The organism is Rheinheimera pacifica, from assembly GCF_024809855.1.
Lineage (GTDB): Bacteria > Pseudomonadota > Gammaproteobacteria > Enterobacterales > Alteromonadaceae > Alishewanella > Alishewanella pacifica_A.
Genome location: NZ_JANUEM010000011.1, coordinates 137786 through 160829, shown reverse-complemented (window position 1 = coordinate 160829; position 23044 = coordinate 137786). Strand labels below are relative to the sequence as shown.

At 48.8% G+C, this 23044-nt stretch carries 21 protein-coding genes and 1 pseudogene; 12 read left to right on the top strand and 10 right to left on the bottom strand.

All coding sequences use genetic code 11. From position 1 onward, the window contains the following. Positions 1-95: 95 nt before the first annotated feature. Positions 96-536: pseudogene (locus M2404_RS14635) on the top strand (IS66 family transposase); the annotation flags it as partial. Here the strand turns inward: M2404_RS14635 and M2404_RS14630 are convergent. The 5 genes from M2404_RS14630 to M2404_RS14610 form a co-directional block, all read right to left on the bottom strand. Then, a complete protein-coding gene (locus tag M2404_RS14630; protein ID WP_259240499.1) occupies positions 514-891 on the bottom strand; it encodes a hypothetical protein in 378 nt (125 codons plus the stop codon). The pseudogene M2404_RS14635 and the gene M2404_RS14630 sit on opposite strands and share 23 nt — an antisense overlap. A 160-nt stretch (positions 892-1051) precedes the next feature. Further along, positions 1052-1450 (bottom strand): hypothetical protein, encoded by a 399-nt coding sequence (locus M2404_RS14625; protein WP_259240498.1) that lies wholly within the window; start codon positions 1448-1450, stop codon positions 1052-1054. Positions 1451-1598: 148 nt separating this feature from the next. Further along, positions 1599-2705 (bottom strand): LPO_1073/Vpar_1526 family protein, encoded by a 1107-nt coding sequence (locus M2404_RS14620; RefSeq protein ID WP_259240497.1) that lies wholly within the window; start codon positions 2703-2705, stop codon positions 1599-1601. Continuing rightward, positions 2698-2880: a hypothetical protein gene (locus tag M2404_RS14615; protein ID WP_259240496.1), complete on the bottom strand. Its 183-nt coding sequence runs from the start codon at positions 2878-2880 to the stop codon at positions 2698-2700. Before M2404_RS14615 ends, M2404_RS14620 begins: the two co-directional genes overlap by 8 nt. A 387-nt stretch (positions 2881-3267) precedes the next feature. Continuing rightward, positions 3268-4182 carry a LysR family transcriptional regulator gene (locus tag M2404_RS14610; protein WP_259240495.1) on the bottom strand — a complete coding sequence of 305 codons (915 nt, stop codon included), beginning with the start codon at positions 4180-4182 and terminating at the stop codon, positions 3268-3270. A 117-nt stretch (positions 4183-4299) separates the two neighbouring features. Between M2404_RS14610 and M2404_RS14605 the strand changes: the two genes are divergently transcribed. The 3 genes from M2404_RS14605 to M2404_RS14595 all read left to right on the top strand — a co-directional run bounded on the left by M2404_RS14605 (position 4300) and on the right by M2404_RS14595 (position 7791). Next, a complete protein-coding gene (locus M2404_RS14605) occupies positions 4300-4938 on the top strand; it encodes an NAD(P)-dependent oxidoreductase (RefSeq protein ID WP_259240494.1) in 639 nt (212 codons plus the stop codon). A 205-nt stretch (positions 4939-5143) separates the two neighbouring features. After that, positions 5144-5548 carry a Cu(I)-responsive transcriptional regulator gene (cueR, locus tag M2404_RS14600; RefSeq protein ID WP_259240493.1) on the top strand — a complete coding sequence of 135 codons (405 nt, stop codon included), beginning with the start codon at positions 5144-5146 and terminating at the stop codon, positions 5546-5548. Beyond that, positions 5545-7791 carry a heavy metal translocating P-type ATPase gene (locus M2404_RS14595; protein WP_259240492.1) on the top strand — a complete coding sequence of 749 codons (2247 nt, stop codon included), beginning with the start codon at positions 5545-5547 and terminating at the stop codon, positions 7789-7791. Before cueR ends, M2404_RS14595 begins: the two co-directional genes overlap by 4 nt. Here M2404_RS14595 and M2404_RS14590 read toward each other — a convergent pair. After that, complete coding sequence (locus M2404_RS14590) at positions 7788-8723, bottom strand: sodium-dependent bicarbonate transport family permease (RefSeq protein WP_259240491.1); 936 nt, start codon at positions 8721-8723, stop codon at positions 7788-7790. The two genes, M2404_RS14595 and M2404_RS14590, sit on opposite strands and share 4 nt — an antisense overlap. Positions 8724-8841: 118 nt before the next feature. On the opposite strand from M2404_RS14590, the gene M2404_RS14585 reads away from it, so the two are divergent. After that, complete coding sequence (locus M2404_RS14585; protein WP_259240490.1) at positions 8842-9774, top strand: LysR family transcriptional regulator; 933 nt, start codon at positions 8842-8844, stop codon at positions 9772-9774. Between the two features lie 50 nt (positions 9775-9824). On the opposite strand, the gene M2404_RS14580 is transcribed toward M2404_RS14585, so the two are convergent. After that, positions 9825-11681, bottom strand: coding sequence for a M1 family metallopeptidase (locus tag M2404_RS14580; RefSeq protein ID WP_259240488.1), 1857 nt, complete (start codon positions 11679-11681; stop codon positions 9825-9827). A 131-nt stretch (positions 11682-11812) separates the two neighbouring features. Here M2404_RS14580 and M2404_RS14575 point away from each other — a divergent pair, with 131 nt between their 5' ends. The 3 genes from M2404_RS14575 (at position 11813) to M2404_RS14565 (ending at position 15658) form a co-directional block, all read left to right on the top strand. Beyond that, on the top strand, positions 11813-12541 hold the full coding sequence (locus M2404_RS14575; RefSeq protein WP_259240487.1) for an SIMPL domain-containing protein: 729 nt from the start codon (positions 11813-11815) through the stop codon (positions 12539-12541). Positions 12542-12626: 85 nt separating this feature from the next. Then, positions 12627-14309 (top strand): M28 family metallopeptidase, encoded by a 1683-nt coding sequence (locus M2404_RS14570; RefSeq protein ID WP_259240486.1) that lies wholly within the window; start codon positions 12627-12629, stop codon positions 14307-14309. Positions 14310-14407: 98 nt separating this feature from the next. After that, positions 14408-15658, top strand: a complete 1251-nt coding sequence (locus M2404_RS14565) for a DUF2254 domain-containing protein (protein WP_259240485.1) — start codon at positions 14408-14410, stop codon at positions 15656-15658. Here the strand turns inward: M2404_RS14565 and M2404_RS14560 are convergent. Next, positions 15655-16203: a TetR/AcrR family transcriptional regulator gene (locus M2404_RS14560; RefSeq protein ID WP_259240483.1), complete on the bottom strand. Its 549-nt coding sequence runs from the start codon at positions 16201-16203 to the stop codon at positions 15655-15657. The two genes, M2404_RS14565 and M2404_RS14560, sit on opposite strands and share 4 nt — an antisense overlap. Positions 16204-16333: 130 nt before the next feature. Here M2404_RS14560 and M2404_RS14555 point away from each other — a divergent pair, with 130 nt between their 5' ends. Next, a complete protein-coding gene (locus tag M2404_RS14555) occupies positions 16334-16819 on the top strand; it encodes a DUF4199 domain-containing protein (RefSeq protein WP_259240482.1) in 486 nt (161 codons plus the stop codon). A gap of 62 nt (positions 16820-16881) precedes the next feature. Further along, entirely contained in the window at positions 16882-17304 is a 423-nt protein-coding gene (locus tag M2404_RS14550) for a hypothetical protein (protein ID WP_259240481.1), read from the top strand. A gap of 33 nt (positions 17305-17337) precedes the next feature. Here M2404_RS14550 and M2404_RS14545 read toward each other — a convergent pair whose 3' ends face one another. Further along, entirely contained in the window at positions 17338-18588 is a 1251-nt protein-coding gene (locus tag M2404_RS14545) for an alkaline phosphatase family protein (RefSeq protein ID WP_259240480.1), read from the bottom strand. 237 nt (positions 18589-18825) lie between these two features. On the opposite strand from M2404_RS14545, the gene M2404_RS14540 reads away from it, so the two are divergent. After that, complete coding sequence (locus M2404_RS14540) at positions 18826-20139, top strand: DUF4397 domain-containing protein (protein ID WP_259240479.1); 1314 nt, start codon at positions 18826-18828, stop codon at positions 20137-20139. Positions 20140-20215: 76 nt separating this feature from the next. Here M2404_RS14540 and M2404_RS14535 read toward each other — a convergent pair whose 3' ends face one another. Continuing rightward, on the bottom strand, positions 20216-21685 hold the full coding sequence (locus M2404_RS14535; protein WP_259240478.1) for an OmpP1/FadL family transporter: 1470 nt from the start codon (positions 21683-21685) through the stop codon (positions 20216-20218). 284 nt (positions 21686-21969) lie between these two features. On the opposite strand from M2404_RS14535, the gene M2404_RS14530 reads away from it, so the two are divergent. After that, positions 21970-23040, top strand: coding sequence for an efflux RND transporter periplasmic adaptor subunit (locus M2404_RS14530; protein ID WP_259240477.1), 1071 nt, complete (start codon positions 21970-21972; stop codon positions 23038-23040). Positions 23041-23044 lie beyond the last annotated feature (4 nt).

Sequence of the window (23044 nt, the reverse complement as noted above, 5' to 3'; positions counted from 1 at the left end):
CTTTGAATTCTGATGTAAAACGTTGCTTGGACATGGTGCCCTCCTAAAGTTGTATTCTAACCTAAGGAGTGTCTAGTGTTTTAGGGGAAGTCCAGTATGCCCTGGAGAGTAAACTAAAAACCAAGGCAGCAGAGGTGAAACACCAGCAAAGACAGGACATCGCCAAGCCCTTGCTACATCAGCTGAGGGACTGGCTGGAGAAATCCAAAGACACCATTCCAGCAGAAAGCGCGCTGGGTAAAGCCATCACCTACAGCCTAAACCAATGGCCAAAACTAATGCGCTATCTGGACGATGGCAGGCTAAACATCGACAACAACCGCGCCGAGCGAGCTATAAAGCCATTTGTTATCGGCCGCAAGGCCTGGCTGTTCGCTAACACCACATCAGGTGCCACTGCCAGTGCGGTACTCTATAGCCTGGTCGAAACCGCAAAAATCAATGGTCTGGAGCCGTATGACTACCTGAGCAGACTGTTAACAGAATTGCCACGGGCAGATACAGAAGATAAACTCAGGCAGTTGCTGCCATTCTAAACAAAGCGGCAATCACGCCGTAAGGTGTGGTTCCTGTTACGCTTACTTCGTTATCAATTGGTTTGGCGAAGAACCAAGCTCTTTTCTTCCTATCTTCTTCAAACACTGCTATTGGCAAAGCAATCAATGGGTCATTTGGATCGCCGACGACAACCCAAACAGAATGAATTGCTTTTTCTTCAATTGTTACTGGAAAATCTACATACACGAAGAATGAATTATTATTAATCTGTGTACTTACATCAAACAAGTGAGCATATTTTGAGCTCCATGCTGCTACTTGCTCATCACTTTGAACGCATGATGACCCATAAGAAGCAAAACTTAACAGATATAAGAAAACAAAACACCGCATTCTCGATTCACCTAAAAACCAACGCCGCGCACATGGGCGGCCGAAACAGAGCAAAGTGGCGTGTAGACCGTCAAAGCCCGCGTGTTTTGCGGGCGAATGCTACGCTTTGTTATCTTTCTTCATTGATAGTCAGCAGTAAAAGAGATCATTCACAGCCGCTCTACAAATGTTTGATTAAATCTTGAATGGTGTCGGGCTCAAAAAATCTCTTGTTGATCTCACCATTCACTATAAAGCCTTCATTCAACAACTCACCCAGTTGCTTCTCCGCTTCTCTATCAAACATTCCAGGATAAATCCCTTTATAAGTATTGAACGTAGCTCTCATCTTGCGGCATGCTTCGTCTGCGATAGGTATAGAAATGGACTCGCCCGAATTGAAGACAGGAATGAATATTTCTAATATATCGTTTTTTAGCTTTTGTCTAAGCTTTCTATGGTCTGATATTTTTGAGAACCACAAACCCAAAAAAAATGTCAGAACGCCAGGAATCCAGCCATTCATAAGGCCATTGAGCGACATTTTCCACCAAACTATATCGTTAATAAAAAAATCCATTAAACCTACTCATATAACTCAATCTGTTAGCAAACCGGAGCGCGGACTACCTGTACAAGATAACGTTTGGTTAAGAGGCGGGCTTTGCCAGTCCCAGTGAGCGAAGCGAGCGACTTGAACCAGTTGTTATACATCTTCCGCTCATATTTTAATCGAGAGGCGGTAGGCTTTTATCACACCTTTGAGCATTAGAGTGTGCTAGCACCTTACCTACAGAGGTTACAGTAAAGCCAGTGTGGATGTTATCCCACCATTCTCTAAGAGTTTTTAAGTTTGGCCTTTTGTCCCACTCGCTCAAGAATGAATTTACGTTATTTTGCCTTATGTTTTCGTCCTTGGAGTAAAGGTCATATATGGAGTGGATTGCTTGCTTCTGTTCTTCAGGAAGGTTCTGTTGGATACTGATTAATTTTCCGTCATGAATCATTGTGGTATTTAACGACAGTTCATTAATGCTGTTTTTGCTGCGAACGAAAAGCCTAACGTAGTCACTATTAAAGGCGTGCTCAATCAATATGCTGGTTGATAGGTTGTGGTTCTTTAGTATGTCAATGGCTTTATTATAATCCGCTGAGTTCTTTTCAATGCCCACATCAACATAGCCTGGTAACTGCTCCGGATAATATTGAGCTACTTTTTTCAAGCTCCCAAAGTGATTTAAGCGTATAGCATCCAATATGTCTAAGTGGTCAAGCCAGTCCTGCCCAACTGGAAGATCTCTGTAGAGTATTTTTCCAAATAGATCATTTAAGACGTCTAGCCCTTGATAAATATCTCCGCTTGTAGGAATAAAGCTGTCTAATGCATGCCTTACAGTCAAGGCTAGCAGGGCGTCATCAGAAACTTTATCTACAATCTCTACCGCAAGACTGATGCCTGCGCGTGCGATCCGATTTTCGCCTTTTTGGAATCTATATATTAGCAGTTCAGATAATAGATCATAGTCTACTGGTCTTTCAGTAGAAGCTGCGGTTTTCTGAGCTTCAACAAGAAGCAATTGGAAACTAGGATCTGCAAATGCTTCCAATGCACCTTCAACCTGAGTAATTTTAGGCATTAGCCTGTTTTCGAACTCTGTAACTCTATAATTTGCAATATTGAGAGCTTCTTGAGTGTAGTCATTTCTCAATTGCAAGTTCATTTCTTGGTAGATTTCTCTCGCGCGTTTTTCATCAATTCCAACATGCACTACCATTTGCTGAGCTTGAATGTTGGTGGAGCTATCTCCGCCTTTTTGATTCTGGCTATTAATCATCCTTATTGCCGCCTACTTTAAAATTTCCACCAATTTGTATATTTGTTGAGTTGTCGCCGCTCTTCTGGATTTGCTTATTTCGTCGGCTGGGAATTAACCAGCTAGCTATTGCAATTGGTATTGCAATAGCTATTCCACTAAAGAGCCACTCTTTATTGTTTAAAATCCATTCCATATGCATGCTCTCTGGCTATGATGTATAACATTTTATTTTTGATCATGCTCGTTTTCTAAACTCCTATAGAGGAAACACATCAGAATAGTCAATTGAAAAATAACTATAAGTACTTGACCTTGGTTATCGCGTTCCCAGAAAAACAAGCATGCGTTATATTTCGGAGGCCGTGCGTTATATTTCTATGCCTCACTGCCATAAGTACCTAATTTATAGCATGTAAATAAAAACAGCAATTACTTATGCGCAATGTTAACAGGATATCTGACCTGAAATGCCTGATATTTCAAATAGCACTGTATATAACAACTAAAACATCCATTTCACTGAAGGCACAAACCAGACCTTTAACAGGGCAGTTTGTTCTGTGGCTTTACAGTCTATTCCCTAAACCAACTGCTGATACTGCTGTAAAAAATCGACAAAGGCAGTTACCCGTGCGGGGCGGAAGCGGCCTGGTGGGTATACCGCGTAAATACCGCCTTGTGCTAAGTGCCAGTTTGGCAGTAGCCGGATTAACTTGCCGCTGCTTACCAGATCGCGGGCACTGTAGTCGGGCAGTATGCCCATACCGGCACCGGCCAGCATTAGTGCAGTAATGGTTTGGGTAGAACTGGTTTTAAGCGGTGCCTGTAAATACTGGCTATGCTGCTCTGTGGTGCCGGTGTGCGGATTAGTTTGGCTAAAGCTCCACTGCTGCGGCTGGTTAAGCGGGGTAAAGGCAATAAAACGCATAGCGGCTAAATCGGCCGGGTGTTGCGGTATGCCTGTTTGTTCCAGATAGCTGGGGGTGGCCAGTAGCCATTGTTCAAAGCTGCCGAGTTTACGGGCCTGCTGGCCGGAGTCTTTTAACCAGCCGGCCCGAATGCTTAAATCTATACCTTCTTTGATCAGATCTTTTACCTGATCACTGCTGCGAAACTCAACCTCCAGCGCCGGATGCTGTGCCATAAAAGCCACCACAGCAGGGGCCAGAATACGGTTGCTATAGTCTTCCGGCGCGCTTAATACCAGCTTGCCCTGTAATACCTTGTCGCTGCTTTGCAATTGTTGCAACGCTTGTTGCAGCTCGTCCAGCAGTGGCAGGCAGTCGTGCAGCAACTGCTCTCCGGCGCGGGTCAGGCTAAGTTGGCGCGTAGTGCGGCGAAATAGCGCCACACCTAATTGCTGCTCCAGCGCTTTTAACTGCAGGCTAATAGTGGTTTTACTGCAGCCCATTTGTTCAGCCGCCGCGGTAAAGCTGCCGGCCTGCTGTAAACGCTGCACCAGTTGCAGGCTATTTAAATCGGCTTGATTAGGCATAGTTGTTTTAATTTATTAAACAGTGATTTTAATATTAAGCTATTTTTCTATGTTAATCGAGCCGCGATAATGTCTGCACATTAATTGTTCAGGCAGCAACCTTGTGAGGAAAATAGTATGGAATTAGTAATTTTAGGTGCATCAGGCTTTATTGGTTCGGTCATTACCACAGAAGCATTAGCGCGCGGCCATCAGGTAACCGCGGTGGTAAGCAGGCCACAGCGGGTAGAAGCCAAAGCGGGCTTAACAGTAGTGGGGTTGGATATTAACGACACTGCAGCGTTAACTAAGCTGCTGAGCGGCAAAGCCATAGTGATCAGCGCCTTTAGCGGCCACGCGCAGCAAGACGTAAAGGGCTACTATTTAAAGGCGTTTAATTCAGTATTTACGGCGGCAACAGCTGCTAAAGTAGGCCGTTTGCTGGTAGTGGGTGGTGCGGCAACGCTAAAGCTGCCTGATGGCAGCCGCTTATTGGATAGCCCTGACTTTCCGGCAGAATACCGCGCTACTGCCGAAGGTGCGGCAGAGGTATTGCAGCAGTTACGCAGCCAAAACACGCTGAACTGGAGCTTTTTGTCACCGGCGGCAGAGATTTTTCCCGGCGATAAAACCGGCAGCTTCCGGCTGGGGTTAGATAATTTACTCACCGACAGTGAGGGTAACAGCCGGATATCTAACGGCGATTATGCCGCAGCTATGCTGGATGAAGCTGAACAGCCGCAGCATATAAACCAGCGTTTTACTCTGGCGTATTGATCCGCAAATAAGCCGGAAAGTTAAGCTAAGCAGCGGCAACTCTCTAGGTTGCTGCTGCCTGCATTGTCAGCCTTCACCTTGTCCTTCAGTGGTTAACCTGTAGCCATGTTGCGGCATCTTTGCTTATGTACTTGCTTATAGAGCTTGACCTTACCATGTGGGTAAGGTTCATACTGCTACTGCTGAGATACCGCAGGAGACAGTGATGAATATTGGTCAGGCAGCCGCCGCAAGTGGCCTTAGCGCAAAAATGATCCGCCATTATGAGCACAACGGGCTGTTGCAGCCCACGCAGCGCAGTGAGGCCGGTTACCGGCAATATCAACCTAAAGATATTGAAATACTTCAGTTTATCCGCCGCGCCCGTGTACTGGGCTTTTCACTGGCCGATATTGCCGGGCTGTTGGCGCTATGGCAAAACCCGCAACGTTCTAACACTGTGGTTAAACAGGTAGCGCAGCAGCATTTGGCTGAAGTCGAACAGAAGCTAAAGGAGCTGCAGGCAATGAAACAAACGTTGCAACTGATGATAGCGCAATGTGCGGCAGATGGTGGCGCACATTGTGCCATTTTACAGCATCTGGCAAAACCAGCAGCAGAGGTAAAATGATGTCGAAAATAACGCTTAATATCAGCGGTATGCACTGTGGCTCTTGTGTTGGCAAGGTAGAGAAAATCTTACTGGCTGTACCGGGCGTACAGGCAGCAGCGGTTAACCTGGCAACAGAGCAGGCGCAGGTAGAGGGCAGTGCCAGCGTAGCGGCGTTGCTGGCGGCACTGCAGGGCGGTGGTTATACAGCCACAGCGCTGGCACCAGAGACAGATAAACAGGCAGAACAACAGAAAGCGGCGCAAAAGCAGGCCGAGCAGGCGGTGTTGCTGCGCGATCTGTGGTTAGCTGCGGTTTTAACCTTACCGGTATTTCTACTGGAAATGGGGGCACACCTTATTCCGGCGTTTCATCACTGGGTAATGGCTACCTTAGGCCAAAGCCTGAACTGGCAAATTCAGGCCGCGCTGACAACGCTGGTGCTACTGGGGCCGGGGCGACGCTTTATTCAAACCGGCATGCCGCTGCTGCTAAAAGGGCAACCGGAAATGAATTCTTTAGTGGCGCTGGGTACCTTATCGGCCTGGGGTTTTTCAGTAGTGGCGACCTTTATGCCGCAGCTACTGCCACAAGGCAGCGCGCAGGTGTATTTTGAAGCGGCGGCGGTCATTGTTACGCTGATTTTGCTGGGCCGGTATCTGGAAGCGCGCGCCAAAGGCCAAACCGGGGCCGCGATAAAGCAACTGCTTAATTTACAACCTGCTACTGCAACACTGATAAAAGATGGCCAACAACAGAGTGTAGCGCTGACACATATTCAACCGGGTGATTTGTTGCTGGTACGCGCCGGTGAGCGTATTGCGCTGGATGGTATTGTAGAGCTGGGCGAGTCTTATATTGACGAATCAATGCTAAGTGGCGAGCCGCTGCCTAAAGCCAAACAGCCTGGTGATACGGTGTATGCCGGTACGGTAAATAAACAGGGCGTATTGCAGGTGCGGGTAAACAAAGCCGCAGGCGATACCGTACTGGCGCAAATTATTGCCCTGGTACAGCAGGCACAAAGTGGCAAATTGCCCATTCAGGCGCTGGTAGATAAAGTAACGGCGATCTTTGTGCCGGTGGTTATTGTGCTGGCGGTTGTCACTTTTGTTACCTGGCTGCTGTGGGGGCCGGCACCGGCACTTGGCCCGGCACTGGTAAATGCGGTGGCGGTGCTGATTATTGCCTGCCCTTGTGCTATGGGGTTGGCCACGCCTACTTCTATTATGGTGGGTACCGGTCGCGCGGCGCAGTTGGGTATCTTGTTTCGCCAGGGCAGTGCGCTGCAAACTCTGCGTGATTGTAAGGTGGTAGCACTGGATAAAACCGGCACCCTGACCCTGGGTAAACCACAACTAACCGACACCTTAATACAGCAAACGGATTTTAGTCAGCAAGATGTTTTGATACTGGCAGCAGCGCTGGAGCAACAATCTGAGCATCCGCTGGCGGAGGCCTTATTGGCTGCAGCGGCAAAGCAGCAAATGGCATTGCCGCCGGTAAGAGATTTTACTGTGCACAGCGGCATGGGGGTAAGCGGTACTATTAACGGCCAACAGGTTGCCATTGGTGCTGACCGTTTTATGCGGCAACTACAACTGGATGTCACTGCACATGAGACGCAGGTTGAGACATTAGCCAAGAGCGGCAAAACCGTGTTGTATCTGGCGGTGGAACATAAACTTGCGGCAATACTGGCCGTGGCTGATACGCTTAAACCCGGCTCAGCAGCGGCGGTAGCTGCGATGCATCAATTGGGTTTAAAAGTGGCAATGGTAAGCGGCGATAACCGCCATACTGCCGATGCTATCGCCAGGCTGTTGCAGATTGATACCGTAGTAGCTGAAGTGTTGCCACAGGGCAAGGTTGAGGCAGTAAAGCAATTACGCACAAAGTTTGGTGCTGTTGCCTTCGTTGGCGATGGTATTAACGATGCCCCGGCGCTGGCCGAAGCCGATATTGGCCTGGCGGTGGGCAACGGTACTGATATTGCTATAGAAGCAGCCGATGTAGTGCTGATGCAGGCAGATATTATGGCAGTGGTGAGTGCTATTGGTGTCAGCCGCGCGACTTTGCGTAATATCCGGCAGAATTTGTTCTGGGCCTTTGGTTACAACGCCCTGTTGTTGCCGGTAGCGGCCGGGGTGCTGTATCCGGCCTTTGGTATAGTGTTATCACCGATGCTGGCGGCCGGGGCTATGGCGTTATCCAGCGTGTTTGTGGTAACCAATGCGCTGCGGCTGCACCGGCTCACGCTTTAAGCTGTTAGTGCTGTAACCCAGCTTAAATACAGCGGCAGGCCAATTAACACGTTAAGCGGGAACGTTAGCCCCAGTGCCGCCAGCAATGCCAGACCAATATCGGCATCCGGTATGGCGGCGCGGATAGCGGCCGGGGCGGCGATATAAGAAGCGCTGGCCATTAATGCCGCCAGCACCAGTACACTGCCGCTGCTAAGCCCCAACAGCAGGCCCAGGCCAATACCCAGCCAGGCCAGCACAAAGGGCGCCAGCAGGGCAAACAGCATTAGCCGCCATTGCTTAACCGGCAATGGTGCGCACACTCTGGCCGTGCACAGGCCCATCTCTAGCAAAAACAACGCCAGCAAGGTGTTAAAACCGCCCAGTAGTACCGGGGTAATGTTGGCTAAGCCGTCGTGGCCATACAGCCAGCCAATTAGCAAGCCGCCGCCCAGCAGCAATACGCCACGGCTGGTAAGCGCCTCATGCAATATTGCCAGTGAGCTGGCTTTACTGCCGTTAACATAACGGTATAACCACAGCATGGTAACAATGGCCGGTAGCTCCAGCAGCACCAGATATAAGGTGGTTTGTGGCTGCATAGGCAAGTTATGTTGCATCGCCATAGCCATGACTACGGCAAAGGTGCCTGCACTGACTGAGCCATAGTGCGCCGCTACGCTGGCCGCATTGGCACTACTGAGGCGCACCAGTTTGCGCAGCAACGGATACAACAATAGCGGCAGTGCCACGCCGGTGGCGGCAATTAAACCAAGCTCAGGCAATATTGGCCGTAGCGGTACGCCATGTAGCGCCATACCGCCTTTTAACCCCAGGGTTAGCATCAATAAAATCGACAGGGTTTCGTAGATTGGCAGCGGCACTTTTAAATCCGATTTTACCAACCCGGCCAACAGGCCCAGGGCAAAAAACGCAATAACAACATCAGGCATGGCAGTGCTCCTTTAAAACAAACGGGCGCAGTTTGCCGAAAAAAAACTATATTGACTAATTAATAGTTTAATTATGATATATAGATAATTATCTATATATTGCGGTGGGCACAGCAGCATGGACGTAAGGCAACTCAGTTTCCGGCTATTACAGGTGTATATTAAAGTGGTACAGGCAGGTGGTATTTCGGCGGCTGCCCGTGAATTACATTTAACCCAGCCTACGGTATCGCTGCAGCTGAAAAAGTTGTCAGAGGTGGTAAAAGAACCGTTATTACTAAACAGCAATAGCGGCCTGCAGCCTACTGCTGCCGGCCTGGCGTTATACCAGGCGGCCTGCGATGTATTAAGCCGGTTTGATGATTTAAACAGCGAGTTAAATGAGCTTAACCAGGGCCGGCGCGGCAGTTTAAGTATAGCGGTGGTTAATACCGCGCAGTATTTAATGCCGCGTATTCTGGCGCCGTTTTACCGGCGTTTTCCGCAGATTGAAGTTACCCTGCATATCGGAAACCGTGCGCAGATTTTAAGCCGCTTTGAACAGCAGCAAGACGATATATACCTGTTTAGCCATCCGCCGGGTGGCGAGCATGTACTGGCAACGCCAATAGTGAAAAACCCGTTGCAGCTTATAGCGCCTTCAGATCACTGGGCAGTGGAGCGGCAGCAACTGAGTTTTGCACAGCTGAAACAAGAGCGGTTTTTACTGCGCGAACCCGGCAGTGCCACAAGGATGATGTTTGAAGCCTGGCTAAGCAGCCAGGGCATACAGCTTAGCCATAGTATGCAAATTGAAAGCAACGAAGCTATCCGTTTAAGTGTGGCGGCGGGGATGGGCTTGTCGGTTATTTCCGGCCATACCCTGCTGGAAGGGCGGGAAAAACTGGCCGTGCTGGATGTGGCGGGCTTTCCGCTGAACAGCCATTGGTATCTGGTACGTAATGCCGGTAAACGCTTATCTTATGCGGCGCAGTCGCTAACGCAGTTTATTGCCGCGCATTTGCCTGATTGCATTGAAGCAGACTGGTTGTTAGACAAGCTGAAAATATAACACCGGTGCGGCAGTTCAGTGCGGCACCGGTGTAGCGGGCGGTTGCCGTGTTACTTCAGTATTTCATCTACTGTACCCTGTGCCAGCGGGTGATAACCCGGGCGTGCTTTTTCATAGACGGCACGGGCAAAGGCCAGGCCCTCTGGCGTAGATGCCAGTTGGCGGTACAGCGGGATAATAAGCTTGCGTCTGCCGATATTAATCAGATATTGCTCCAGCGGGGCAGCAATTTCCTGATAACCGGTTTTAAGTGCCAGCAAATACCAGGCATGGGCTATTTCACTATTGCCCGATTGCGTCAGGCTGTAGGTGGCGTCTAGCTCGGCCATTTGCTCCGGCGTTATGGCCAGTGGCAGATTATTAATAAAATACAGCCATTCGTGTACTGTCCAGTTATCGGTGGGCAGGCTGCTTAGTTCACTATTACCGGCGAGCCAGTTATCGGCATGTTGTTGTACCTGATTAAATGCATCAGACTGCGGTTGCGGCGTACCCTCAGGTAAGCCCGGTTGATAGATCCAGGTTTTTGCTTCATCCAGGGATACTATGCCGGGGTATTTTTGCAATAAATGCGTATTTAAATATTTAACAAAGCGCCCGGTATCCAGGCTTTGAAAGGCGTGGTCGTCAAAGTATTGCCGCACGAACGGGTCGAACTTATCGCGGCCAAACTTTTGCTCCAGGTACATTAAAAACAACTGGCCTTTGGTGTACGGCACGCCGCTAAAGGCGTCGTCCGGATCACGGCCGTTAAGGTCGATATACAAAATGCTGTCGTTAGCGGGTAGTTCTGCCAGTTCTTCTTTTAAACTCTGTACCGACAAGGCTTGTTCCATAATGGCGCGATCAACGCCGAATACCTGCTCCATAATGCGGTTTTCAACATAGGAGGTAAAACCTTCGTTCAGCCATAAATCACGCCAGCTGGCGTTAGTTACCAGGTTACCCGACCAGGAGTGCGCCAGCTCGTGGGCAATTAAATTTACCAGGCTGCCATCACCGGCTACTACGGTGGGGGTAATAAAGCTTAGTACCGGGTTTTCCATGCCGCCAAACGGGAAGCTGGGCGGTAATATCAGTAAGTCGTAGCGGCCCCAGCGGTAAGCACCATACAGCTGTTCGGTGGCATCTATCATGGCCTGGGTACTGGCAAATTCTTCTGCTGATGCCTGCAGAATATAAGGTTCGGCATAAACGCCGGTTTGCTCACTCATGGCTTTAAATTGTAAATCACCGGCGGCAATGGCAATTAAATATGCCGGAATAGCCTTGGGCATAACAAACTGGTAATCGCCATCGCGAATCATGCCCGGTTCATTATTGGCACTCATAATAGCCAACACATCGTCACGGGTTTGAATGCGGGCGCTGTATGTCATGCGCACGGCCGGTGTGTCCTGAATCGGGATCCAGCTGCGGGCATGAATAGCCTGGTTTTGGCTAAACATAAAGGGCGTGGTTTTACCGGCGGTTTGCTCCGGCGTTAACCACTGCAGGCCCGAGGCTTTATCGGTAGAGCTATAGTAAATACGTAATGTTTGTGCCTGAAAGGCTGGCTTTACCGTAAGTTTGCTGCCCAGTACGGCATCGCGCTGCCCCAGCGTAAAAGGCACTTTTTGCCAGTTACCGTCGGCACGTTTAGCGTAAATGCGGTCTATAACCAGATCGCGGGTGTCCAGATACACCGTGTTGCTATTGTTGTTGAGCCAGTTAAGTTGTAAATCGGCAAAGCCGGTTAAGGCTTTTTGCTCAAAGTTCACGGCTAAATCCAGATGCAGATGCTTTACTGTTACCGCATCAACGTTGGCATAGGTATAGGCGTCGGTAGCAGCCATTGCACTGGTAGCGGTAAAAGCGTAGCTGCTGCATAAAAAAGCAGTGCTAAGGGTAAGCAGGCGTGCAGACATGGGGGTTTCCTTAAAAGCGAAAGAAGGCAGAGTGTAAAGGCAAACTCAGGCCAAATACAACTCTACAAATAGTAACAACTTAAGCCGCGCTGTTTTGCTGTAATGCGCGTTAAACACCACAGGAGTTTCAGATGAAATTAGCCACTATTACCACAGCTTTGGCATTAACCCTTAGCGGCGCCGTGCAGGCCAGCCCGCTGCCGGATTTTCCGTTTATTAATGTTACCGGTGCCGCCAAACTTGAAGTTGCACCCGACAAAGCCCGTATTCAGTTTGTGATCCGCCAAACGGCAGACAAAGCCGATGCTGCAACCGAAGCAGTGTATAAGCAGGGGCGCGAATTAATGCAGTTTCTGGCGCAGCAGGGCATTACCGAGGCCGATATTGATGCCGCCCAGATTAATAAAGAAGCCTTGTTTAAAGACTACAACAACAGAGCTATTACCGGTTACGAAGCCAGCCAACCTATTATGGTAACGCTAAATGAGCTAACCAATTATGTTGCGGTAATGGATTACCTGTTCAAACAGCCGCAAATTTTTTCAATAAGCGGCAGTTTTGACAGCAGCCAGCGTGAGCAATACGAGCAGCAGTTAAGCGAAAAAGCCGGTGCTGATGCCCGCCGCCGGGCTAACAGTTTAGCCGCAGCACAAGGCGTTAAAATCAGTTCTGTATTTGCTATCAGCGAAGCATCAGGCTGGGGCGCCATGGCTGGTGATTTTGGTTTCGGTGGCGGCTCGGTCAGCTATGGCGCTATGCGCAAAGCCGATATGGCTGAAAGTAGCAACAGTAACTTAATCGTGCCAAAGCATATTCAGTTAGAAAAATCAGTGAATGTAATTTACAAACTTAAGCCCTGATCCGGGCTGTTTGTCTCAATGCTGTCGTGTCCGGGCCGGTAATAGGCTAAGGTAAGCCTTCATTTTAGCTGTATAAGGAAACCTGATGACACTTCAGTTTAGCCCTTTGCTGGTAGCGGCAGTTAGCGCCAGCCTGTTAGTGGCGTCGTGTTCAAAACAGAATACGCCGCCACCGCCTGCACCACAAGAAACACAACCTCTGCTGCAAACCAGTTTTAACGCCAATTTTGCTACCTATTTTGAAAAAATTGCTTCAGATGAAATGCAGGGCCGTGCCCCGGCAACTAAAGGTGAAGAGCTCACTGTACAGTATCTGGAGCAGCAGTACGCCCGTATTGGCTTAATGCCATACAGCGGCGACAGCTATCGCCAGAGTGTACCGGTAGTGCAGATAGATCCGGTTAAAGTATCGGCATTAACACTAACTGATAACAACGGCGCCAGCACTAAACTTACCTATAAAACCGATATGATGGCCTGGTCTACCCGAATGCTGGGGCAAATTGATGTTGCCGACAGCGACGTGGTATTTGTTGGTTATGGCATAGTAGCACCGGAATATAACTGGAATGACTACGCTGGTTTGGATGTAAAAGGTAAAACCGTAGTAATACTGGTAAACGACCCCGGTTACGCCACCCAGGACCCACAGCTGTTTACCGGCAATGCCATGACATACTACGGCCGCTGGACCTACAAATACGAAGAAGCCGCCCGCCAGGGCGCGGCTATGGCGCTGATAGTGCACGAAACCGATGCCGCCAGCTATGGCTGGAATGTGGTAGCGGGCACCTCGCCAATCCGGTTTGAGCTGGCTAACAACAATAAAAACCTGCACAAAACTGAAGTAGAAGGCTGGTTGTCGCTGGATGCCGCCGAAAAACTGTTTGCTGCCAATGGCACTTCACTGGAGCAACTGCGTCAGCAGGCGCTGAGCAAAGATTTTAAGCCGGTAGCGCTTAATGCCAAAGCGGCGGTCAGTATTAGTAATAATTTGCGTGAGCTTAGCTCCAGCAATGTTATTGGTTATATTGAAGGCAGTGAAAAGCCCGATGAAGCTATTATTTATATGGCGCACTGGGATCACTTTGGCCTGGATTTCAGCCGCCCGGATGACAAAGTGTTTAACGGTGCCCAGGATAATGCCGGTGGTGTTGCCGCTTTACTGGCACTGGCTGAGCAGTTTAAAGCCAGCCCGGCGCCAAAGCGCTCGGTGGCATTTTTAGCCGTAACGGTAGAAGAGCGCGGCTTACTGGGTTCTGCCTGGTATGCGAACAATCCGTTATTTGCTTTAGATAAAACCGTAGCCGGTATTAATATGGACGTGATTAACGTATACGGCCCGATGCGTGATGTTATGGTGTTTGGCTATGGCAGCTCAGAGCTGGAACCAATACTGGAAAAATACGCCAAAGCGCAAAATCGCTATATAGCGCCTGAACCGACACCGCAGGATGGTTTTTACTACCGCTCAGACCACTTTAACCTGGCAAAAAAAGGCGTACCTATGTTGTATGCCCGTGGCGGCGTTGACAGTTTTATTCACGGTAAAGACTGGGGCCTGGAGCAGCGGCGTATTTATGTGCGTGACTACTACCACAAAGTAAATGATGAGTTTGACCCCAACTGGGATTTACGTGGCGCGCAGCAGGATTTACACCTGTACTATCAGGTAGGGCACGAGCTGGCTAACAGCGATAGCTGGCCAAACTGGTATCAGGGTAAAGAATTCCGCGCCGTGCGTGATGCTTCTTTACAGCAGCAATAGTGCTAATGGCACCTGCAGGCAGTTTGCTGCGGGTGCCTTTGTGGTTTTGTTAAACGCATTGCTGGTGACAAGTATAAAATAAGCAACAGGGCTGAATTATGGTGTCGAAGTTGGGCTGGCAATTAGTGCAGTTGGGCCGCAAGTTGTGGGTACGCACGGTGGCTTTTGCTGTGCTGGCATTGTTTTCAGCATTAGTTGCTGTGCTGGTGCAGGATCATATACCGGAAGCGCTGTCGGACATTATCGGTGCCGGTGCTGCTGAGAATATCCTTAATATACTGGCCTCCAGTATGCTTACGGTTACCACCTTCTCACTCAGTGTGATGGTGGCGGCCTATAGTGCATCTACCACTAATGTGTCGCCGCGTGCGACCCGTTTGTTAATGGAAGACAGCACTACACAAAATGCACTGGCAACTTTTGTTGGTTCGTTTTTGTTTAGTATTGTCAGCATTATTCTGCTTAATACCGAAGTGTACAATCAACGTGGCCGGGTGGTGTTGTTTCTTGCTACCATTTTGGTCATTGTACTGATTGTTGTGATGATCCTGATTTGGATCAGCCATTTGTCCAGCCTTGGCAGAGTAGGAGAAACCGCAGGTAAAGTGGAAGATCAGGCTTATGCGGCATTAAAACGGCACAATAAATACCCCTGGCTGGAGGCCCAGCCGCTGCAAAGTTTGCAGCAGATCCCCAAAGATGCCAAGCCAGTGCTGACAAATACCATCGGATATTTACAACATATTGATATTAAATCCATTAATAGCTGGGCAACAGAAAATAACTGCCATGCCTATGTGGCTGTGCGCCCCGGTGTATTTGTTGAGCCTTGCCGGCCATTGCTGTGGCTAAGCCCGGCACCGGCAGATACCAGCTCGGTGCCGCTGGATGCGTTTTGTATCAGTAATTACCGCACTTTTGATCAGGACCCGCGTTTTGGTTTGCTGGTACTGGCTGAAATTGCCTCTAAAGCCTTATCACCAGCGATTAATGATCCCGGTACTGCCATCGAAATTATTGGCCGTGGTATGCGGGTATTAAGTAACTGGCAAGTACCATCAATTGATAAAGCAACGATACAGTATCCGCAGGTATCAGTGCTATCGTTGTCATTAACCTGTTTATTTGATGATTTTTACACCCCAATCGCCCGTGATGGCGCCGCTATGCTGGAAGTGCAAATTCGCCTGCAAAAAAGCCTGCTGGCACTGGCCGGGCAGCGTGCAGAGTTTCGCCCGCATACGCTGCGCCATTCTGCAGCGGCGCTGGCCCGGGCTGAACATGCAATGGCCTACAGCGAAGATATTAAAACGTTAAAAGCACTGCACCAGCAGCTGTGCGACAGCTAGCGCCATAGCTGCAGGTTGTCGCCCCAATGTAGTTTACGCTGCAGTAAATTCAGGCTGTGCTGCTGCCCGGCTGAGTTATCATTTAGCCAGTAAATAAATACCGCTACAAACATGCTGCTTAATGCCAGCTCCTGGCCAATTCTTGCTACGCCACTGGCCGTTAAACCGGCTGCTTCCCGCAGCCACTGCACTGTGCGGCTGATGCGCAAAAGACCACCCAGTTGCAGATGAATATGGCCGGGTTCCAGCTTATACAACAGCATTTGCCCGGTGACTTTATGGCAAGGCGAAAGCGCCGCCAGCCACTGCTGCATGGCCTGTTGCAATCTGGTGCTGGCAGGTAAATCAGCACTTATCGGCATACTTAGCATGGCGGTATCTGCGCGGTCAAACCAGGCATCAACCAAATCATCTTTGGTCCGGTAATGCTGATAGATATCTGCCAGTTGTATCTGCATGGCGATGGCTATCTGTTGTAAGGTTAACTGCTCCCAGCCGGTTGTTGCCGCCAGTTGCAGTGCGGCATCCAAAATTTGTTGGCGCATAAGCTTTACCTGTTATCTGCTGTAGGGTTGCTGCTGGGTTTAAGTATAGAGATCTCAGTGCAAACAGCTGGTAAAGCGGCTTAAAAGCACTATAGTTTTGCAGTGTGTAAACTAGCAGGAATAATATGTTATGCAGAAATATCTGACAGAAATACGCTGGGGGGTTATTTTTACCGCGGTTATGCTGCTCTGGATGTGGTGTGAGCAACTGGCAGGCTTGCACGGCAGGCATATTGCGCAGCATGCCACCTATACCAACCTGTTTGCGATACCGGCAATATTGATTTATGTGCTGGCGCTACGGCAGAAAAAGCTACGCGATTATAGCGGCACTATGAGCTGGAAGCAGGGCATGCAAGCGGGTTTGGTAATCACTTTGGTGGTAGTTTTATTAAGCCCGGCGGCGCAGTGGCTTACACATATGGTTATTACCCCGAATTATTTTCTTAATATGCAGGCTTATGTTGTGACACAAGGCATGATGACCACGGAGCAGGCTTTAGAATACTTCAGTTTAACTAACTATATGCTGCAAAGTGCAATTGGTGCCGCCATTATGGGGGTGCTGACTTCGGTTATTGTGGCGTTTTTTCTGCGCAGTAAAAGCCAGCACTGAGCTGAAGCTTTTTTATCAATGGCAATTTAGGCCTGATTTTGTAGCTAATTAAGGAGTTGTTAATGCGGTATATCAGCGTACTGTTAATGTTATTTCTGCTGTCTTGCGCCAGTGATAGCACTATATGGTATCAGGGCCAGTGGCAGGTAACTGAGGCAAAGTTTCCCGGTGTCAGTGCAATGGGTATGGAAGACGCCAAAGCCTGGTTTGGTACTAAGGCAACCTATACTGATACCAAAGTGAGCTTTGCCGAAGCAGTATGCGACAAGCCGCAATTTACCCTTACAACTTTAACAGAGGGCGAGTTTTATGCGTTATACCGGGCCCGGTTTGAGCAGCTTGAAATAACCACTGAAGCCACTGAGGTGCTTACCGTAGGTTGCCCGTCAGACTGGCTGGCACCTGGGGCGGTGTTAATTAAAGTAACCAATAATAAGGCTTACACCGTGTGGGACGGTGTATTTTTTAAGCTGGATAAGCTGTAACCGGCCGCAACAGCGGCCAGCGGGGTAAACAGGTTATTTGGCGTTATTACCCAGCACAGAATCGGGCCAGGCCGGGTTGCCATCGTTAGCGGCGGGGGTTAACCCTAATATTCGGCACATCAGGTTATACAGCTCAATATTAGTAAATGCAGGTATAGTTTTGCCGGCTTTAAATGCCGGCCCGTGGCCAATAAAAATAGCCTGCATATATTCGCTGGCGTTGTCATAACCATGGCTGCCATTGGTTTTACCGGCAGCTGCCATTTGCTGGTAATTCACCTCTGCTTTTTGCTGAATTAACCGCCAGCCAGGCTCGGGGATCACCAGCAGCGGTGCTATACGTTTGCTGCCGGTGTAGTGCCAGCGCGCAGGTAAATCGGCTTTTTTATACACTTTAGCCTGTGGCGGTAAGTTGCGGCTTAATTGCTGATAAATATGCTCCAGCTTGCCCCCTTTAGGGAAGATAGACACAATTTCCGCTGTCCACAGCGCCAGAGCTGCGTCGCTGCTGTTAAACAATTTATCCAGCACGATAATTTGCTGCGGCGGTGTCTCAACCATACCGTGATCAGATACCAGCATAATATTCAGCTTATTGTACAAACCGCGCCGGGTTAAACCGGCCAGCAAGTGGCCAAGCGCCTGATCAACGTCGGCTATAGCAGCGGCTACTTCGGCTGAATTGGGGCCAAAAGCGTGGCCTGCTTCATCTACAGCACTAAAATACAGTGTTAGAAAACGTGGCCGTTCTGCATCCGGTAAATCCAGCCATTGCAGCACTGAGTCTACTCTTTCGTTGTGGCTGACATTGCCATCATAGCGTTGCCAGTAGCTTGGGCGCACATTTTTTATTGCAGCCTCTGAGCCGGGATAAAAATACGTAGCGGCTTTTACACCCTGAGATTCAGCCGTAACCCATACAGGTTCACCTTGCCACCAGCGGGCATTAGTGACTTCTTCAGCCTTGCTTAACCGGAAAGTGGCATCGAAATCAGCATCAAATATATTGTTTTCTACAATACCGTGGTTAGCCGGGTACAAGCCAGTAACAATACTGTAGTGGTTTGGAAAGGTTTTACTGGGAAACACCGGCTGCATACTGTCTGCCGTTAAGCCTTCCTGTGCCAGCTTATGTATGTTAGCGGCGGGGTATTGCTGCAGATATTGTGCGGCAAAGCCATCTATTGAAATCAGCAGCAGGCTGTCGGCTTGTTCTGCTTTAACTGCTGTTGCCGGTACCAGGCTGAATAACAGAGTAATTTGTATAATACGCAAAAAGATCATAGCTATAAGGTTTTCCGCTAAAAACTGTGTGTAGTGTACGGGTTGAATAACAAACTAAAATGACAGATCCGATAAAGTACCAGCTAAACGCTACAAAGGGCAGTGCAAAAATTCAAAGCGTAAAAAGCCAGTTTGTAACTAAGCGTAACCAACTGTTTTTAATGGTAAAGCGCCATAGCGTTCATTGCGTGAAATCCTTACTCTGAGCCGTTGTTACATTACCCTCAGGAAGATTACATGAAATCAGTTTATTCTTTACGTCTGCTGGCGCTTGGTGCCTTGCTGGGCCTGGCCGGTTGCGGTGGCGGCAGCAGTGATAATACTACAGCGGAGACTTATCTGCAGTTTTACAATGGCGCGGCCGGTGCCGGTAATACTTCGTTAAAGGCCGGTGATAAAGCCATTGGCAATGCTACTTACGGTGATGTCAGTGCCTTGGTTGCTGTAGCGCCAGATTCTTACACACTGGAACTAACCGATGTGGCCAGTGCTGACAAGTTGCTCAGTAAAGAAATGTCGCTGGCAGAGGGCAATAAAACACTGTTTATATTGACGCAAAAAGATGAGCAGTTTGATTACCTGGACCTGAGCTTTAAGCGTGATGAAAGCCTGGATAAACAATTTAAGCTGCATTTGGTCAACTTATCTGCGCAGCATCCAACGCTGGATGTTCATCTTAGTGCCGAGAGTAAAGGCTTTGCCGATGCCGAGCTGGTTGATTCGTTATCTTTTCAGGAAGTCAGTTCAGTTGCCGATGGCAAAGAGTTGGGTAGATTTAATGTGTACCTGACACAGGCTGGTGGCAATACGCCGCTTTTTGTGGCCAAAGGCGTTAATTTTGCCTACACCAGCAATTATGTAGTGATTGTACGCGACAAGTTTGGCCCCTTAGCCGGGCAGTTATCTGTGGATGTGGTGCTGAACTCTTCCACCGTAGCAGCTTATGATCATAGTGATGCCAGTGCCCAGTTCCGCTTATACAATAGCCTGGAACAGGATATTAGCGTTGCACTGGACAACCAGAGTGTTGCCAGCGTTGCCAGCGGCCAGTTAAGCGATTATTTGCCACTGACAAAAGGTGACTACAGTTTATCTGCCCGTGACAGTGACGGCGCTTTATTACTAAACAGCGCTTTATTAAGTGTGGCTGCCGGTAACAGTAAAGCGGTGTTGTTATATGCTAATGAGCAACAAAAGGTAGAAGCCTTAAGTGTTACTGAACCCGATAAACCGCAGGCGCAGGCGCATGATGTGGTAGTTGCTAACCTGGTAGCCGATTTTACCCAGCTACAGTTTTATTTTGTCCGCTCAAACGAAACCATTGCTAATGCCAGATACAACGTGAAAAACCTGGCATTTAAAAAGCAACAAACCCTGAGCCTGCCAAAAGATTACTATGCTATAGCACTGGTGCAGGTAGCAGAGAACGGCAGCACCACCTTACTGGACAAAACTGACAGCATAATGTTAACGCCGGGCGAGCACTATATACTGCTGGCCGAGCAAGACGACGCTGCACCATCAGGCTATAAATTAAAGCTGGTGCATTAATTTTATAGCAGATAAAACTGTAGTTAATAAAAAGGCGATCATCGGATCGCCTTTTTGCTGTGCTTAGTTTGTTAAGTTAAAAGCGGTAATTGGCCTGAATGGCAAACAGCTGGCCTCTGTTGCTGTAATCGCCCTGATAGCCGCTGTTATACAAGGCTTGATCCTGCACATTGTATTCACGCTCGTTTACACTGACATCGCCGGTAAACAGGTAGCCATAGGCAAGATCCAGGCTCAGGTTGTCGGCTAACTGCCAGTTGGCGCCTACTGTTAGCCATACCCGGTCATCGGTTGGAATACGCGCGGTTTTGTGTTCCTGGCTGATGGGGTTTTCATCAAAGGCCACACCGGCTTTTAGCGTTAAATCGCTCTGGTAAACATAGGTAGCGCCAAGGGCAAACGACCAGCTGTTTTGCCAGTATTCCGGGATATAACCAATATAACCTTCGGCATTCAGGTTTGCCGGTGACTGGGTATTTAAGGAAATACTGGGGTTAGCGTCGTTGCTGACAATGTCGATGCTTTGAAATTTGCTCCACTGGGTCCAGGCCGCGCTAAATTGCAGTGATAAGGCTTCGGTTACCTGCTGATCCAGGCTAAAAGCAGCACTGGCCGGGGTGGTTAATGCCAGCTTGCTGGCTTCAGTCAGGCGGCTGTTTGCTGCCAGTTTGCCGGTAGATAAATCAATAGCCGGCAGGTTTGGTGCCACAACAACATAGTTAGGGTTACCTACCACATTGGCACCGGTAATAGGGGTGTTGGTAATTTCTGAATCACCCTTTAAGGTATAACGCACCGCCGAGTGGTAGGTTAGTGCCAGGCGGGTACCGTCAACCGGCTCACCATGAATACCCAGCGTATAACCAAAGGCAATATCGTCGCCTTCTACTTCGTAGTGGCTGTTGCAATAAGCATCGTTATACACCGGCGCGCCAAACATAGCGTTAGTGGTTTGTTCACCCAGCTCACATAAACCGCTGTGGTCTTTAAATTTAGACAAAGTCCCTTCAACGCGGTTAATCGAAATACCGCCGCCAATAGACCATTGCTCATTTAGTTTATAACCAATGGCGGGCTGCAGGCTTAATACCTGTATGGCGGTTTCATCGGCAAAATAACGGCCAACAAAATCGTCATCGTAATCAGACGACAAACCAAAGGGCACATAAAAACCAATACCCCAGCTTAATTTGTCTGACACCTTGTCGCTGTAAAACACAAAAGGCACCAGCTCATTCAAACTATTTTCACCGTCGGTACGACCAACAACAGACTGGCCATTAGCACTTTGTGCCTGCGCATTACGGTAGTTGGTTTTAACGCTAATAAGATTAAGGCCGCCAGAGAGCTGCGCACCGTCCAGTTGGGTTAAGGCCGCAGGGTTAGAGTAAACCAGAGTAGCGTCAGTAATTTGCGCACCCCGGCCTGCGTAAGCATTACCCATACTGCTGACCGATTGTTCAAATAATTTATAGCCTTCAGCGTGGGCCGTCACACTGATAAGGGCGGAAAAAACAGCTAAGGACACGGCAGATTTTCTAAGCATATATACACCTGTTGAACGTGAAAGAGGGCGCAGTATAAAGAGGTCAGACCATGGAGTACAGGCTCTAGCTCTCACGTAATTGTAGTTTGGTCGTGCTGAACGTGATGTTAATGACTAAAAATTAGTGTTTTTAACCAAGTAAAACCGGCATTAAGAATGGAGAGTTGCATGAGTTTTTTTTATATCGTTGAAAATATTAATGAATTTCTTTTTTTCGGTGCTGGCATGGCCTCTGCATTAGCAGTATTAACTTGCTCAGTTTTTTGTTTTCCAAAGGATGAATCATGAAAACGTCATACAGTTTTAAACTTACTGCTGCTGCAGCCATACTGGCCAGCGTTTTGTTAACCGGCTGCAATCAGGCCAACAGTTCAACGGCCGCCACCACGGCTGAGGCTGTTATCGCCGTACCGGTAGAAGCCGCTCTGGCCCGCAATGGCGAGATTAGCAGCAGCTACCGCACAACGGCTACGCTTGAAGCAAGGGCTGAAGCAGAAGTGATCAGCAAAGCGGTAGGCATAGTGCAGCGTATTCTGGTTGAAGAAGGTGATGAAGTTAGCGCCGGCCAGTTACTGGCGGTGCTGGACAACGAGCGTCAGCAGTACAGCCTGAATAAAGAAAAAGCTGAATTAAACCGTCTGGGCAGTGAGCTAAAACGGATGGAAGAAATGTACCAGCGTAAATTGATCAGTGCTGATGTATTTGAAAAACTACAATGGCAGCATGATGCACTGCAGGCTACGGTAAGTCTGGCTGAGCTGGCGTTGAAAGAAACCGAAATTCGTGCGCCGATAAGCGGTGTGGTATCACGCCGTTATGTTAAAACCGGACAACTGGTAAATCAGCATGTTACCCAGTCATTGTTTCATATTGTGTCTAACCAGCAACTGGAAGCGGTAGTACATTTGCCTGAGCAGCAACTGGCACAGGCCCGTGTTGGCCAAACTGCGCTGCTGCAATTTGCCGGTATGACACCGGTAAGCGCTGAGCTGGTGCGTATTTCGCCGGTAGTGGATGCTGGCTCAGGTACTGTACGTGCAGTGTTAAAAGTGGCTAATGCACAACAACAGTTAAAGCCAGGCATGTTCGCCCAGGTGCAGTTGCAGTTTGATGTTAAAGCCGATGCATTATTGCTGCCCAAGCGCGCACTGATGAACACTGACAACAGCCAGACAGTGTTTGTGATTGACAGTGAAAACAAAGTTAGCCGCAAGCAGGTAAATTTAGGGTATCAGGCTGATAATACTGTAGAAATACTGTCTGGCCTGGCGGTAGGCGATCAGGTGGTGATTGCCGGGCAGTCAGCCCTGAAAGATGATGCCCTAGTAAATATAGTAACAGTACGCGAGTTTTGATCGA